This window comes from Pseudomonas akapageensis (assembly GCF_011355085.1).
Lineage (GTDB): Bacteria > Pseudomonadota > Gammaproteobacteria > Pseudomonadales > Pseudomonadaceae > Aquipseudomonas > Aquipseudomonas akapageensis.
This window is the reverse complement of sequence record NZ_VXCP01000002.1, coordinates 132268-146059: the sequence shown is the minus strand read 5'-3', so window position 1 is coordinate 146059 and position 13792 is coordinate 132268. Positions and strand designations below refer to the sequence as shown.

Here is a 13792-nt window from a genome sequence, read left to right as displayed (position 1 = left end):
CTTGCGTGGCGTCTCGAATATTTATTGAGCTCAAAAAAAAAGCCCCGGCCAATAGCCAGGGCTTTTTCAACTTGCCAGTGCAATCAGAACAGCTTGCGACCCTTGTTCGCTGCAATGCGCATACGCAATGCATTGAGCTTGATGAAGCCCGCTGCGTCGGCCTGGTTGTAGGCGCCGCCGTCTTCTTCGAAGGTTGCAATATTGGCATCGAACAACGAGTCGTCCGACTTGCGACCGGTGACAATGACGTTGCCCTTGTACAGCTTCAGGCGCACGACGCCGTTCACGTTGACCTGGGAAGCATCGATCATCTGTTGCAGCATCAGACGCTCAGGGCTCCACCAGTAGCCGGTGTAGATCAGGCTGGCGTACTTGGGCATCAGCTCATCCTTGAGGTGAGCGACTTCGCGGTCCAGGGTGATCGATTCGATCGCACGGTGGGCGCGCAGCATGATGGTGCCGCCAGGGGTCTCGTAGCAGCCACGGGACTTCATGCCCACGTAACGGTTCTCGACGATGTCCAGACGGCCGATACCGTGTGCACCACCGATGCGGTTGAGGGTCGCCAGCACGGTAGCCGGGGTCATCTCGACGCCGTCCAGGGCAACGATGTCGCCGTTGCGGTAAGTCAGTTCCAGGTACTGCGGGGTGTCAGGTGCGTTCTCCGGGGAGACGGTCCAACGCCACATGTCTTCTTCGTGCTCGGTCCAGGTGTCTTCCAGCACGCCGCCTTCATAGGAGATGTGCAGCAGGTTGGCGTCCATCGAGTACGGGGACTTCTTCTTGCCGTGACGCTCGATTGGAATCGCGTGCTTCTCGGCGTAGTCCATCAGCTTTTCACGGGACAGCAGGTCCCATTCGCGCCATGGTGCAATGACCTTGACGCCAGGCTTGAGCGCGTAGGCGCCCAGTTCGAAACGAACCTGGTCGTTGCCCTTGCCGGTCGCGCCATGGGAAATGGCATCGGCACCGGTTTCGTTGGCGATTTCGATCAGACGCTTGGCGATCAACGGGCGCGCGATGGAAGTACCCAGCAGGTACTCGCCTTCGTAGACGGTGTTGGCGCGGAACATCGGGTAGACGAAGTCGCGTACGAACTCTTCGCGCAGGTCGTCGATGTAGATCTCTTTCACGCCCATGGCTTGCGCCTTGGCACGTGCTGGCTCTACTTCTTCGCCCTGTCCCAGGTCAGCGGTGAAGGTCACTACTTCACAGTTATAAGTGTCCTGCAGCCACTTGAGGATCACCGAAGTGTCCAGGCCGCCGGAATACGCCAGAACGACCTTGTTTACGTCCGCCATGCCATTACTCCACGGGGTTCTACGGAAAGCCGATGATTCTACCGCTCTAGCCCATGGAATTACAGTGGGGCGACAGCTAATGACGATGAAGCGACAGTTATTGTCGGGGGCGCGACCGATTTCGCTGCTCAGGATCGCGCGGCAGTTTTCGCCACATCTGCCTCTGGCGCTGGCGTTTCAACGGGGGCAACGCGCTCGAGCTGGATATTGACCCGGCGGTTTCGCGAACGATTGGCTGCACTGGTGTTTGGCGCCACCGGGTAGCGTTCGCCATGAAAGCGCATGGTGATCTGCTGCTCGGGTATACCCTTGGCCTTCAAGTAGTCCATGACCGCCAATGCCCTTCGACGGGACATGTCGCGGTTGCTCAGGCGGTTGCCGCTGTTGTCCGAATGGCCGTCGAGTTCGATGTGATTGACGCTTGGATCAGCCTTGAGGAAGTCCAGGATCACGTCGAGCCGCGCTCGGCCGCTGGCATCGAGATCAACGCCGCCACCGGGAAATCCGACCTGGGTCTGACGCACCTGGTCATAGTTCATCGGCAGCAGTTTGTCCGCACAGGCCTCATAGTCGCCCCAGGCCTCGCTCAGTTTCATCGGCAGCAACCGGACTTCCACGGTTTGGCCCGCCCCGCCCGCGGAGCTGCGCACAACCGTGCTGCGACCGTCGAGCAGACCGTTGATCAGGCGGCTCGCCTGCCCCTGAGTGCTGTTTAACAGCGCACTCCCACCGTTGACCCGTACGGTACCCAGATTGATGTCACCGCGCCCCGGCTGCCACGGGGCGGCTGCCGCGAGCAAGGTCGCAGAACCGGTGCCCAGCCTGTGACTGCTGGATTTGAGCTGGAAAGTGGCTTGCTCACCGGCACGACGCACAAACATCCCTGAACCGAAATTGCTGATCGGCTGGATCAACCTGCATTCGAATTGATCGCCCTCGACCTTCCACTCGACGCTTTCCAGAGGCGTCTGGAATGTAAGCGCCATCGCGGGCAGGCTGGCAAAAACACTGAGCAAGGCTAGATAACGCTGGCGCACGGGCGGCTCCACAAATTCCTACGGCATACCCCCTGCGTATCGGTCAGCCATGGCAAAACTTGATAGCGAGTGCCCCGCAGTGTCTTTTCCGGTAGCATTCTCTACGAGTTCGACCCGCCTGGAATCCCCAATGTCCGACCGCCTGACCCTCCTGCGTCCCGACGACTGGCACATCCATCTTCGTGATGGCGCCGTGTTGACCCATACCGTCGCAGACGTTGCGCGCACTTTTGGCCGCGCAATCATCATGCCCAACCTTGTACCTCCGGTACGTAACGCAGAAGAAGCCGACGCCTATCGCCAGCGCATCCTGGCGGCACGGCCGGCCGCAAGCCGCTTCGAGCCGTTGATGGTGCTGTACCTCACCGACCGGACCCAGCCCGAAGAGATCCGCACGGCCAAGGCCAGCGGGTTCGTGCATGCCGCCAAGCTTTACCCGGCCGGTGCGACGACCAACTCCGACTCCGGCGTGACCAGTATCGACAAGATCTTCCCGGTACTCGAAGCCATGGCCGAAGTCGGCATGCCGCTGCTGGTCCATGGTGAAGTGACCCGTGGTGAAGTCGACGTCTTCGACCGCGAAAAACAGTTCATCGACGAACACATGCGCCGCGTCGTCGAACGCTTCCCGAACCTGAAAGTGGTGTTCGAGCACATCACCACGGCCGATGCCGTGCAGTTCGTCAATGAAGCCTCGAGCAATGTTGCCGCGACCATCACCGCGCATCACCTGCTGTACAACCGCAACCACATGCTGGTTGGCGGGATTCGGCCGCACTTCTACTGCCTGCCGATTCTCAAGCGCAACACCCACCAGGTCGCCCTGCTCGATGCCGCCACCAGCGGCAGCTCGAAGTTCTTCCTGGGTACCGATTCGGCACCGCACGCCCAGCATGCCAAGGAAGCGGCCTGTGGCTGCGCCGGCTGCTATACCGCCTATGCCGCCATCGAACTGTACGCCGAGGCCTTCGAACAGCGTAACGCCCTGGATAAGCTCGAAGGTTTCGCCAGCCTGCACGGCCCGGATTTCTACGGCCTGCCGCGCAACAGCGACAGCATTACCCTGGTCCGTGAAGAATGGACCGCACCTACCGGCCTGCCATTTGGCGAGCAGACCGTCATCCCGCTGCGCGCCGGTGAGAAACTGCGCTGGCGCCTGCTGGAGGAAAATGCGTGAGTGAAGATCATTTTGACGACGACCAGGACGGTCATGGTGGCGGCGGTTCGCGTCACCCCATGGCAGCGCGCTTTCGTGGCTACCTGCCTGTCGTCGTAGACGTCGAAACCGGCGGTTTCAACAGTGCCACCGACGCCTTGCTGGAAATCGCCGCCGTGACCATCGGCATGGATGAAAAAGGTTTCGTGTTCCCTGACCATACCTATTTCTTCCGGGTCGAGCCTTTCGAGGGCGCCAATATCGAGCCGGCGGCACTGGAGTTCACCGGGATCAAACTCGATCATCCGCTGCGCATGGCGGTCAGTGAAGAAGCGGCCCTGACCGATATCTTCCGTGGCGTGCGCAAGGCGCTGAAGGCCAATGGCTGCAAACGCGCGATTCTGGTCGGGCACAACAGCAGCTTCGATCTGAACTTCCTCAATGCCGCGGTAGCGCGCACTGACATGAAGCGCAACCCGTTCCACCCCTTCTCCAGCTTCGACACCGCGACGCTGGCCGGGCTGGCCTACGGGCAGACTGTGCTCGCCAAGGCCTGCCAGACCGCCGACATCGACTTTGACGGGCGCGAGGCACACTCGGCACGCTACGACACCGAGAAAACCGCTGAGCTGTTCTGTGGCATCGTCAACCGCTGGAAGGAAATGGGCGGTTGGGAAGACTTCCACGATTAAGTGAGTGTCTGCTCCATAAAAAAACCGGCCCTTGAGGCCGGTTTTTTTATCCGAAGCTGCGATTACAGCTTGTCAGCATTCGCAGTCAGGTAAGCCGCAACGCCTTCTGGCGAAGCAGTCATGCCCGCGTCGCCTTTTTTCCAGTTGGCAGGGCAGACTTCGCCATGCTCTTCAACGAACTGCAGGGCATCGACCAGACGCAGCAGCTCTTCCATGTTGCGGCCCAGTGGCAGGTCGTTGACGATCTGCGAGCGAACCACGCCGTTGGTGTCGATCAGGAAAGCACCACGGAAAGCCACGCCGTCTGCGGACTCTACGTCGTAGGCCTTGCAGATTTCGTGATTGATGTCGGCAGCCAGGGTGTACTTGACCTGACCGATGCCGCCATTGTTGACCGGGGTGTTACGCCAGGCGTTGTGGGTGAAGTGCGAGTCGATCGACACGCCGATCACTTCAACGTTGCGCGCCTGGAAGTCAGGAATGCGGTGGTCCAGAGCGATCAGCTCGGATGGGCAGACGAAAGTGAAGTCCAGTGGGTAGAAGAACACCAGACCGTACTTGCCCTTGATTGCCGAGGACAGGTTGAAGCTGTCGACGATCTCGCCATTGCCGAGGACGGCAGCGACGGTGAAATCCGGGGCCTTTTTGCCAACGAGTACGCTCATTCAATATCTCCTGAGGGTGTGGAATGAAAACCGGGGCCATGATACACCGCGATTCGCCGGATGCGAGCATTGAAGCCATCTTTGCGTCGGAGAATCGGGAGGTGCTGTGGACTTCGGCGTCGCAGCGGCGCACCGAGCCTTCAGCGGAGGCTACAATAAATCATGAAGCAGCCGCTCTATCTCGGGCGTTATCGAAGTTGTTTTGACAAGCATTCTCATTAACATTAAGATCCTTCGCATTGAGCCCTTACCAACGATGGTTCTCACCTATGTATGTTTGTCTTTGTGTCGGCGTAACCGACGGCCAGATCCGCGATGCAATCTACGAAGGCTGCTGCAGCTACCGTGATGTGCGCGCTGCCACCAATGTCGGCAGCCAGTGTGGCAAATGTGCAACCCTTGCCAAGCAAGTAGTCCGTGAGACCCTCACCGAACTACAGGCAACTCAGGCCTCGTTACCTTATCCTGTAGAATTCACTGCCGCCTGAAATTCCCCTTTTAAAGAACCGGACCAAGAGTCCGGTTTTTTTATGCCTGCAATTCAACTACTTAGCGTCAAAATGCGGAACTCAGTCATTCTTATTCCGATTAATTTTTACTTAATATTCAATAACTTAGATTTGACAGTAGTAGTTGGCAGGCTCAAACTCTTGGTTATAGGCACATACATACAGGGCAGGACCCCATCATGAAAGGCGACATTAGCGTCATCCAGCATCTCAACAAGATCCTCGGAAACGAGCTGGTCGCAATCAACCAATACTTCCTTCATGCTCGGATGTATGAAGACTGGGGCCTGGACAAACTCGGCAAGCACGAGTACGACGAATCCATCGACGAGATGAAACACGCTGACAAATTGATCAAGCGTATTCTCTTCCTCGAAGGCATCCCCAATGTCCAGGACCTGGGCAAGCTGATGATCGGTGAACACACCAAGGAAATGCTCGAGTGCGACCTGAAGCTCGAACAGAAAGGCGTGGTCGACCTGAAGGCCGCCATCGCCCATTGCGAAACCGTGGGTGACTTCGGTAGTCGCGAACTGCTCGAAGACATCCTCGAGGCCGAAGAAGAACACATCGACTGGCTGGAAACCCAGTTGGGCCTGATCGATAAGGTCAGCCTGGAAAATTATCTGCAATCGCAGATGGGTGAGTGATCGATAGCGATTGCCGGCTCAATAAAAAAGCCCCGCCTCTGTAGAGAGTGCGGGGCTTTTTTTGTTGCCTGATTTTGTGTTGCCTGGGCGGGCCTCATCGCTGGCAAGCCAGCTCCCACAGAAAAGCAATGTGTATGCTTTGACTCTGTGGGAGCGGGCTTGCCCGCGATAGGGCCCTACAGGGCACTACATCAAGCTTCGGTCTTACCAGCAGCAGCTTTCTCGACAGCAGCTTTCTCGACAGCAGCTTTGATCGTGGCTTGCAACGAACCGTCAGCAGCCATTTCAGTCATGATATCGCTGCCGCCAATCAACTCGCCACCGACCCACAGTTGTGGGAAGGTTGGCCAGTTGGCGTATTTAGGCAGGTTGGCGCGGATTTCCGGGTTCTGCAGGATGTCCACGTAAGCGAACTTCTCGCCGCAGCCCATCACGGCCTGTGCCGCTTTTGCCGAAAAACCGCACTGCGGGGCATTCGGAGAGCCTTTCATGTAAAGCAGAATGGTGTTGTTGGCAATCTGCTCTTTAATAGTTTCAATGATATCCATGAACCACCTCGGCTGAACTTTCCGACGCTAATTGTCGGCACGATGGCGCATTGTAACGGAAAGCCGAGCGCTGTGCTCGGGCTTGCCGATAGACAAACGTCACACACCATTCAAGCTGCGACCACCTGCACAGGCACGCCGTTCAAGGCTGCATTGCCCGACACCGCATCAAAATGGCGTTCATCGGTCAGGTCATTGGCACTGGCGCCCGGTTGACTGCGGGCAATGTCCATCTGTACCCCCGGTCTTGCGTGACCCCAGCCATGGGGCAGGCTGACCACGCCCGGCATCATGTCGGTGCTGGCGGCCACTTCCACCTCGATCACACCGACCCGTGAGCTGATGCGAACCCGCTGGCCGTCGTTGAGGCCACGGTGCTGCATATCCTCGGGGTGCATCAACAACTGATGGCGTGGCTTGCCCTTCACCAGGCGGTGATAGTTATGCATCCACGAATTGTTGCTGCGCACATGTCGGCGCCCGATCATCAGCAACTCATCTTCCCGCGGCAATTGCTGCGCGGCGAAGCGCTGCAAGTCGTCGAGAATGGCCTGAGGCGCTGCCTGGATCCTTTGCCCGGGTGTTTTCAGGCGCAAGGCCAGGTTTGGCTTGAGCGGACCAAGGTCGATGCCATGGGGATGACCGGCCAGGGTTTCGATCGACAGGCCGAACGGCGATTCATCGCCATATCGACCGCGGCGCAGGCCGATATCGATCAGCTGCGCGGGCGGCAAGGTCGGCTTGAGCTCCTTGCCACTGATAGCCGCGAACGCCTCGGCCAGACCGACGAAAATCTCCCAGTCATGCAACGCACCGTCAGGCTTGGGCAAAATGGCGCGATTGAATCGGCTGACATTGCGCACGGCGAACATGTTGAACGTGGTGTCGTAGTGATCATTCTCCAATGCCGAGGTCGAGGGCAGAATCAGATCGGCATAACGGGTCGTCTCGTTGATATACAGATCGACACTGACCATGAACTCCAGCCCATCGAGCGCCTGCTCCAGGCGCCGCCCGTTGGGCGTGGACAACACCGGGTTACCCGCCACGGTGATCAAAGCCTTGATCTGCCCCTGCCCTTCGGTGAGCATTTCTTCTGCAAGCGCTGCGACTGGCAGCTCACCCGCGTATTCAGGCAGCCCCGACACCCGGCTCTGCCACAAATTGAAATGTCCGCCCGAGGTCGTGGCTACCAGATCCACCGCAGGTTCGGTGCAGAGGGCCCCGCCAACCCGGTCCAGGTTACCCGTCACCAGATTGATCAACTGCACCAGCCAATGGCACAGCGTGCCGAAAGCCTGTGTCGAAACGCCCATGCGCCCGTAGCACACGGCCTTGTCGGCAGCGGCAAAATTCCTGGCCAGCTCGCGGATCCGCCCGGCGTCGATGCCGCACAGCGCACTCATGTCCTCGGCAGTGAACGGCGCGACGGCCTGGCGCACAGTGTCGAGCCCATCGACCGGCAGCGTCGTGGCGCGTGTCAGGCCCTCGGCAAACAGGGTATTGAGCAGGCCCAACAGCAAGGCTGCATCACCACCGGGGCGGATGAACAGATGCTGGTCGGCCATCGCCGCGGTCTCGCTGCGACGCGGATCGACCACCACCAGTTTGCCGCCTCGCGCCTGGATCGCCTTCAAGCGTTTCTCCACATCGGGCACAGTCATGATGCTGCCGTTGGAGGCCAGCGGATTGCCGCCCAGGATCAGCATGAAGTCGGTGTGATCGATATCCGGGATCGGCAACAGCAAGCCATGGCCATACATCAAATGGCTGGTCAGGTGCTGGGGCAACTGGTCGACCGAGGTCGCCGAGTAGCGGTTGCGGGTCTTGAGCAGCCCCAGAAAATAGTTGCTGTGGGTCATCAAGCCATAATTGTGAACGCTTGGATTGCCCTGATAGACCGCCACCGCGTTCTGCCCGTCGCGTTGTTGAATCGCCCACAGTCGCTGTGCGACCAGGTCAAAGGCAGCCTGCCATTCAATGGGTTGCCATTCGTTGCCGACCTTGAGCATCGGCTGGCGCAAGCGGTCCGGGTCATTCTGGATATCCTGCAGGGCAACGGCCTTGGGACAGATATGCCCACGACTGAAACTGTCATTGCCATCGCCCTTGATCGAGCTGATGCGCAAGGGCTCGCCTTCAGTTGCTGTGGTTTCGATGGTCAAGCCGCAAATGGCTTCGCACAGATGGCACGCACGGTGATGCAGAGTCTTGGTCATGGCCAGCCTCGTTCTTTTTTGGGGGCCTGGGCCCAGGACAGGAAACATGACTATGGTGTCTGCCCGACAGACTTGCCAGCGACGTTCACTTCATGAATCGCGCAGCATCAGGCGAACAGATGGCAGTTTGTGGTGCGGCTCACATTGCCAAAGCGACAAGCCTCAGTGTACAAATGTTCATCTAGCGGGCTTCGTGACATATTTCGTTTCGTCACCACCTTTAGCCCCCTATTGGTAACACGCGACATTTAATTATAGTATTGCGTCTTCCCCCTATTTCGTCGCCCAGTGCGGCTTTCGCCGCAGGTCTCACTCGTTTTCCCGAAAAACCAGTTATTGAGCATCTGCGGTCTGTTGCAAAAAGGTAGTTAATGATGAGCGCAAGGCACTTTCTCTCCCTGATGGATTGCACGCCCGAAGAGCTGGTCAGCGTGATTCGTCGAGGGATCGAGCTGAAGGACCTGCGTAACCGCGGCGTACTCTTCGAGCCCTTGAAAAACCGGGTACTGGGCATGATTTTCGAGAAATCCTCGACCCGTACCCGCTTGTCGTTCGAGGCCGGCATGATCCAGCTGGGCGGCCAGGCAATCTTCCTTTCGCCACGCGATACCCAACTGGGTCGTGGCGAGCCGATCGGCGATTGCGCCATCGTCATGTCGCGCATGCTCGATGCGGTGATGATCCGTACCTTCGCCCACAGCACCCTGACCGAATTCGCCGCCAACTCGCGGGTACCGGTGATCAACGGCCTGTCCGATGACCTGCACCCCTGCCAGTTGCTTGCCGACATGCAAACCTTCCTCGAGCACCGCGGTTCGATTCAGGGCAAGACCGTTGCCTGGATCGGCGACGGCAACAACATGTGCAACAGCTATATAGAGGCGGCGATTCAGTTCGACTTCCAGCTGCGCATCGCCTGCCCGGAAGGCTATGAGCCCAACCCTGCTTTCGTCGCCCAGGCCGGCGACCGGGTAACGATCGTCCGCGATCCGAAGGACGCCGTCGTGGGCGCCCATCTGGTCAGCACCGACGTCTGGACCTCCATGGGCCAGGAAGAAGAGACCGCTCGGCGCCTGGCACTGTTTGCGCCTTATCAGGTCAACCGCGCCCTGCTCGACCTGGCCGCCGACGACGTCCTGTTCATGCACTGCCTGCCCGCTCACCGGGGCGAGGAAATCAGCCTGGACCTGCTCGACGACCCGCGTTCGGTTGCCTGGGACCAGGCTGAAAATCGCCTGCATGCGCAAAAAGCGCTTCTCGAATTTCTTGTTGAACCGGCCTACCACCACGCATGAGTCATCCCTTACTGCTGAACCTGCGCGATCTGGCCTGTGGTTATCAGGGCCAGCGCGTCGTCCAGAACCTCAATCTTCACCTCAATGCCGGCGACATCGGCTGCCTGCTGGGCTCTTCGGGATGTGGCAAAACCACGACCCTGCGCGCCATTGCAGGCTTCGAGCCGGTGCATGAAGGTGAAATCCAGCTGGCCGGTGAGGTCATCTCCAAACCCGGCTTTACCCTGGCACCGGAAAAACGCCGGATCGGCATGGTCTTCCAGGACTACGCCCTGTTCCCTCACCTGACGGTGGCCGAGAACATTGCTTTCGGCATCCGCAAGCATCCGCAACAGGCCCGGGTGGTCGAGGAAATGCTCGAACTGGTCAAACTGGGCGGCCTGGGCAAGCGTTTCCCCCACGAGTTGTCCGGTGGTCAGCAACAACGGGTGGCCCTGGCCCGCGCCCTCGCGCCGGAGCCGCAATTGCTGCTGCTCGACGAGCCATTTTCCAACCTCGACGTGGAGTTGCGTCGTCGGCTCAGCCATGAAGTGCGCGATATCCTCAAGAGCCGTGGCACCAGCGCCATTCTGGTAACCCACGACCAGGAAGAAGCCTTCGCGGTCAGCGATCATGTCGGCGTGTTCAAGGAAGGTCGGCTGGAGCAGTGGGATACGCCCTACAACCTCTATCACGAACCGCTGACACCCTTCGTTGCCAGCTTTATCGGTCAGGGCTATTTCATTCGCGGCCAGCTGAGCAGCCCTGAGTCGGTCCAGACCGAACTGGGCGAGCTGCGCGGCAACCGTGCCTACAACTGGGCCCATGGCAGTGCGGTGGATGTCCTGTTGCGGCCGGATGACATCGTGCATGCGCCAGACAGCGCATTGAAGGCGCACATTGTCGACAAGAGCTTCCTCGGCGCGGCGACACTCTATCGTCTGCAACTGTCGACCGGCAGCCAGCTCGAAGCGATCTTTCCGAGCCATATCGATCACTTGCCCGGCTGCGAAGTCGGCATCCGCGTGGAAGCGGATCATCTGGTCCTGTTCCCGGCACAGGGCAGCGTGGCTGCACAGCTGCCTGCCGTCGAAGCGGGCGTGCGCCGCTACAGCTCCGCGACCTGATCGACCCTTTGCAAGGGCGTTGCCGCAGCCTGCGGCAGCGCCCTGCTCCCGCCGCTCAATCGAGCAACAACTGCCCGCTGGCCACCCGCACGGCATAGCCACCGATTTTCACCCGATCCCCTTCGAGACGGCAGAACAGCTCCCCGCCCCGCGCCGAGCACTGGAACGCGCTCAACGCCTGCTTGCCCAGGCGCTGTGACCAATAAGGGATCAGGCTGCAATGGGTCGAGCCGGTGACCGGGTCTTCCGGGATACCGATGGCCGGCGCAAAGTAGCGCGAGACAAAGTCATGTCCGTTGCCCGGCGCGGTCACGATTGCGCCCAGCCAGGGCAATCTGGCCAGTGCCGCCATGTCCGGCAAGCAGTCGCGCACAGCCTGTTCCGAATCCAGCACCACGAACAGTTCTGCCGAACCTTGCACGTCAACAGCTTCGACGCCCAACGCGCGCTCGACGTCCTGTTTGTTTGCCACGGGCTTCAAGGCAATGGCCGGAAAATCGAGCCACAACTTGCCGTCGTCACGGGTCACACCCAGAGCGCCGGATTGACTGCTGAAACTGAGGGTATCGCCAGGCTCGCCATACACATCGAACAACACCTTGGCACTGGCCAGCGTCGCGTGCCCACACAAGGGAATTTCCACCGTCGGCGTGAACCAGCGGATATGCCAGCCCTGCCCTTCACGAACGACAAAGGCGGTTTCCGCCAGGTTGTGCTCGGCGGCGATCTTCTGCATCAGCTCATCGGCGAGCCAACTGTCCAGGCGATAAACCATCGCAGGGTTGCCAGCAAACGGGCGATCACTGAAGGCGTCGACCTGATGGAATTCGAGCTGCATCGTCTTGTCTCTTTTCGATGGGTAAAGACCAAGCATGCACTGCGCAAGTGCCGGTCATTAAGTGACAGATTCGAATATTTTCAGGGATACAGAGAGCCAGGCACTCAGCTGCGGCCAATGTCGGCAAAGCTCGCCTGGGTGTGTTCGGCCAGTACCGCTGGCGCCAACTCGACTTCAAGCCCGCGCCGCCCGGCGCTGACGAAAATCGTCGTTAATGGCTGCGCCGATTGATCGATGAAGGTGCGCAAGCGCTTCTTCTGTCCCAGTGGGCTGATTCCCCCCAGCAAGTAACCGGTTGCCCGCTGGGCCGCAGCCGGATCAGCCATTTCACACTTCTTGACCCCGGCCGCATGGGCCAACGCTTTCAAGTCGAGCGTGCCGGCCACTGGCACCACCGCGACCAGCAATTCGTGCTTTTCACTGCTGGCCAACAGTGTCTTGAACACTTGCGCCGGGTCGAGTCCCAATTTCTCGGCCGCCTCCAGACCATAGGACGCTGCCTTGGGGTCATGTTCGTAGCTGTGAATGCGGTGTTCGGCGCGAGCTTTTTTGAGCAAATCCAGTGCGGGGGTCATTCCGGGACTCCAGAGCGAAAACGGTAGGGCACGGTTCGGAAACTTCGAACAACAGCCCAGCAAGATAGCCGATTCAACTCGGAAATCCCCTCCCGGCAACACAGAAATATCCGGCTATGCGCCATCGAGCGCGTGGCGCACAGTCGAATTGTGACGCACGGTTCACTTTCGACCTTTGACATTAGCGTTTCTTGTCTATATTTTTTCGTTTCTGAATATTCAACGCACCAGCCAGGTGCGTTTTCGTGCAGCACGCCCGAGCGACCGAGGAAGGTTCGTGTCGGGTCACCGTAGAGCGCATCAGGCGCCACACAACAACAAGAAAGGAGATCACGTCATGACGACTGCACTGCAACAACCCAGCCTATCCAGCCAATGCATGGCCGAGTTTCTCGGCACCGCCCTGCTGATTTTTTTCGGCACCGGCTGCGTTGCCGCGCTCAAGGTCGCGGGTGCCAGCTTCGGCCTGTGGGAAATCAGCATCATCTGGGGCATGGGCGTGAGCATGGCGATCTATCTCACCGCGGGCGTTTCCGGGGCCCACCTGAACCCGGCCGTGAGTATTGCCCTGTGCCTGTTCGCCGGCTTCGAAAAACATAAACTGCCGTTCTACATCGCCGCACAAATTGCCGGAGCCTTCTTTTCGGCGGCGTTGGTTTACACGCTCTACAGCAACCTGTTCTTCGATTACGAACAAACCCACCACATGATCCGCGGCACCCAGGCAAGCCTGGAGCTGGCCTCGGTGTTTTCCACCTACCCGCACCCCGCCCTTTCCACAGGCCAGGCATTCCTGGTGGAAGTCATCATTACCGCCGTGTTGATGAGCGTCATCCTGTCGTTGACCGACGACAACAATGGCTTGCCCCGTGGCGCCATGGCGCCCCTGCTGATCGGCCTGCTGATCGCCGTGATCGGCAGCGCCATGGGCCCGTTGACCGGCTTTGCCATGAACCCGGCACGGGATCTGGGTCCCAAGCTGATGACCTTCCTGGCCGGCTGGGGTGACGTCGCCTTGACCGGCGGCCGCGATATTCCCTATTTCCTCATTCCGGTTTTTGCGCCAATCATAGGTGCCTGCCTCGGTGCTGCGTTGTACCGCGGCCTGATTGCGCGAAACCTGCCCAGCGCCGCCAGCGCGGCCGCGCAGACGGACGATAATTCTCAGGGCAAGGTCCGCGCATCCTGATGCCGCCCCCTG

At 59.4% G+C, this 13792-nt stretch carries 14 protein-coding genes; 7 read left to right on the top strand and 7 right to left on the bottom strand.

The annotated features are described in order from the left end of the window. Positions 1-83: 83 nt before the first annotated feature. Both F2S13_RS02510 and F2S13_RS02505 read right to left on the bottom strand, forming a co-directional pair. Entirely contained in the window at positions 84-1301 is a 1218-nt protein-coding gene (locus F2S13_RS02510; RefSeq protein ID WP_166358730.1) for an argininosuccinate synthase, read from the bottom strand. Positions 1302-1429: 128 nt separating this feature from the next. Continuing rightward, positions 1430-2338 (bottom strand): OmpA family protein, encoded by a 909-nt coding sequence (locus F2S13_RS02505; RefSeq protein WP_166358728.1) that lies wholly within the window; start codon positions 2336-2338, stop codon positions 1430-1432. Between the two features lie 130 nt (positions 2339-2468). Between F2S13_RS02505 and pyrC the strand changes: the two genes are divergently transcribed. After that, a complete protein-coding gene (gene pyrC, locus F2S13_RS02500) occupies positions 2469-3515 on the top strand; it encodes a dihydroorotase (protein ID WP_166358726.1) in 1047 nt (348 codons plus the stop codon). Further along, positions 3512-4186: a ribonuclease T gene (gene rnt / locus F2S13_RS02495; RefSeq protein ID WP_166358724.1), complete on the top strand. Its 675-nt coding sequence runs from the start codon at positions 3512-3514 to the stop codon at positions 4184-4186. The genes pyrC and rnt overlap by 4 nt, the downstream gene beginning before the upstream one ends. 62 nt (positions 4187-4248) lie before the next feature. Here the strand turns inward: rnt and F2S13_RS02490 are convergent, their stop codons facing one another. Next, positions 4249-4851, bottom strand: coding sequence for a peroxiredoxin (locus F2S13_RS02490; protein ID WP_166358722.1), 603 nt, complete (start codon positions 4849-4851; stop codon positions 4249-4251). A 269-nt stretch (positions 4852-5120) separates the two neighbouring features. On the opposite strand from F2S13_RS02490, the gene F2S13_RS02485 reads away from it, so the two are divergent. Further along, positions 5121-5339 carry a bacterioferritin-associated ferredoxin gene (locus F2S13_RS02485; RefSeq protein ID WP_166358720.1) on the top strand — a complete coding sequence of 73 codons (219 nt, stop codon included), beginning with the start codon at positions 5121-5123 and terminating at the stop codon, positions 5337-5339. Between the two features lie 200 nt (positions 5340-5539). After that, positions 5540-6010: a bacterioferritin gene (gene bfr / locus F2S13_RS02480; protein WP_166358718.1), complete on the top strand. Its 471-nt coding sequence runs from the start codon at positions 5540-5542 to the stop codon at positions 6008-6010. A gap of 191 nt (positions 6011-6201) precedes the next feature. Here bfr and grxD read toward each other — a convergent pair whose 3' ends face one another. Together grxD and F2S13_RS02470 are read right to left on the bottom strand one after the other, a co-directional pair. Continuing rightward, complete coding sequence (gene grxD / locus F2S13_RS02475) at positions 6202-6558, bottom strand: Grx4 family monothiol glutaredoxin (RefSeq protein ID WP_166358716.1); 357 nt, start codon at positions 6556-6558, stop codon at positions 6202-6204. A gap of 110 nt (positions 6559-6668) precedes the next feature. Next, entirely contained in the window at positions 6669-8777 is a 2109-nt protein-coding gene (locus F2S13_RS02470) for a molybdopterin oxidoreductase family protein (RefSeq protein WP_166358714.1), read from the bottom strand. A 374-nt stretch (positions 8778-9151) separates the two neighbouring features. Here F2S13_RS02470 and argF point away from each other — a divergent pair, with 374 nt between their 5' ends. After that, the gene (gene argF / locus F2S13_RS02465; RefSeq protein WP_166358712.1) at positions 9152-10072 is read left to right on the top strand and encodes an ornithine carbamoyltransferase; all 921 of its coding nucleotides are present in this window, start codon (positions 9152-9154) and stop codon (positions 10070-10072) included. Beyond that, positions 10069-11178 (top strand): ABC transporter ATP-binding protein, encoded by a 1110-nt coding sequence (locus tag F2S13_RS02460; protein ID WP_166358710.1) that lies wholly within the window; start codon positions 10069-10071, stop codon positions 11176-11178. Before argF ends, F2S13_RS02460 begins: the two co-directional genes overlap by 4 nt. 55 nt (positions 11179-11233) lie before the next feature. Here the strand turns inward: F2S13_RS02460 and F2S13_RS02455 are convergent, their stop codons facing one another. Together F2S13_RS02455 and ybaK are read right to left on the bottom strand one after the other, a co-directional pair. Beyond that, the gene (locus F2S13_RS02455) at positions 11234-12016 is read right to left on the bottom strand and encodes a PhzF family phenazine biosynthesis protein (RefSeq protein WP_166358708.1); all 783 of its coding nucleotides are present in this window, start codon (positions 12014-12016) and stop codon (positions 11234-11236) included. Positions 12017-12120: 104 nt separating this feature from the next. After that, complete coding sequence (gene ybaK, locus F2S13_RS02450; protein ID WP_166358706.1) at positions 12121-12591, bottom strand: Cys-tRNA(Pro) deacylase; 471 nt, start codon at positions 12589-12591, stop codon at positions 12121-12123. 337 nt (positions 12592-12928) lie between these two features. Here ybaK and F2S13_RS02445 point away from each other — a divergent pair, with 337 nt between their 5' ends. Continuing rightward, complete coding sequence (locus F2S13_RS02445) at positions 12929-13780, top strand: MIP/aquaporin family protein (RefSeq protein ID WP_166358704.1); 852 nt, start codon at positions 12929-12931, stop codon at positions 13778-13780. Positions 13781-13792 lie beyond the last annotated feature (12 nt).